Origin of the sequence: Zhenhengia yiwuensis (assembly GCF_014384995.1) — a bacterium.
Taxonomy (GTDB): domain Bacteria; phylum Bacillota; class Clostridia; order Lachnospirales; family Cellulosilyticaceae; genus Zhenhengia; species Zhenhengia yiwuensis.
The window spans coordinates 1-1,469 of record NZ_JACRSY010000107.1; the positions used below are offsets into that span (position 1 = coordinate 1).

A 1,469-nucleotide genomic window follows, 5' to 3' on the forward strand; every position below is an offset into this window, starting at 1 on the left:
TGATATGCTCCCCTTAAGGTAGACAGTTTAAATAATAAAACTGTTATCTTAAGGAGGAGCATTTTTCATGGGAAGAAAATCAAAAATTTCATATGAAATAAAAATAGATGTTGTTAAAAGGTGCTTAACGGGCACGACCACTGTCACTCATGAAGCATCATTGCTAGGCATTAGCCGCCTAGCCATATCCAAATGGATTTCTCTTTATCAATGCCAAGGAGAAGATGGTCTAATTACTCGATCAAAAAATGTAGCCTATCCCACTATAATTAAACTAAATGCTGTAGAAGACTATTTGAATGGTAAAGGCTCTTTAATGGAGATTTGTAAAAAGTATCAAATTCGCTCATATACTCAACTCCAGAACTGGATTAGGAAGTATAATAATCATGAGGAGCTTAAAGCTTCTGGAACAGGAGGAAAGCCAATCATGACTAAAGGGCGTAAAACAACATATGAAGAACGTGTTACAATCGTTCAGTATTGCATAGAGAATCAAAATAATTACACAGAAACAGCAGATAAGTTTCAAGTATCTTACCAGCAGGTTTATACATGGATGAAAAAATATGAAGAGGCAGGAATAGATGGACTTTTAGACCTTCGTGGTCGTACCAAACCGGTAGACGAAATGAGTGAACTAGAACGCTTACGTATGGAAAATCGTTTACTTAAAGCACAAAACAAACGTCAAGAAATGGAGATGAACTTCTTAAAAAAGCTAGACGAAATAGAAAGGAGATGGGACTAGGACGTCTAAGACACGAAGGAATCTATCAAGCTATACTTGAGTCGCATCAGAAGTATGGCTATCCCATTCGCTCTCTTTGTCAAATAGGACAAGTAACTAGAGCTGCATACTACAAGTGGCTAAACCGAAAAACACCTGAAAATGAAGTAAAAAATATAAGACTTTCAAAGACAATAGAAGTCATTCATGAGCAATATCCTGATAAAGGTTACCGACGCATCAAAGATGATCTAGAACGTTATCATAATCAAAGAGTAAATGATAAAAGAGTACTCAGAATCTGTCGTAAACTCAATATAAAATCTACTATTAAATACGCAAATAAGGGCTGTACAAGACAAGCAGCAAATCCACAACATATTGCTGAAAATGTGTTAAACCGTGAATTTAAGGCGGATAAACCAAATGAGAAATGGCTTACTGATGTAACAGAATTTAAGTATTACGTTTCTGGAGAAAAAAAGAAACTTTATCTTAGTGCTATTATAGATCTTTACGATCGTCGTATCGTATCCTACGTGATAAGTGATAGAAATGACAATGCATTAGTTTTTGAAACATTTGACCTGGCCTTACAAGAATCACCGAATGCAAAGCCACTATTCCATAGTGATCGGGGCTTTCAGTATACAAGTCGCTCTTTTTATAAAAAGCTTATGAATGCAGGAATGACTCAAAGTATGTCCAGAGTAGGTAAATGCATTGACAATGGTCCTAT

Annotated in this window: 2 protein-coding genes; both read left to right on the forward strand. The window is 35.7% G+C overall.

The annotated features are described in order from the left end of the window. Positions 1–67 precede the first annotated feature (67 nt). A complete protein-coding gene (locus H8718_RS20210; protein ID WP_249334858.1) occupies positions 68–751 on the forward strand; it encodes a transposase in 684 nt (227 codons plus the stop codon). Next, positions 742–1,469: IS3 family transposase (locus H8718_RS20215; protein WP_249334859.1), on the forward strand; the 728-nt coding region annotated here is incomplete at its 3' end. The genes H8718_RS20210 and H8718_RS20215, both read left to right, overlap by 10 nt.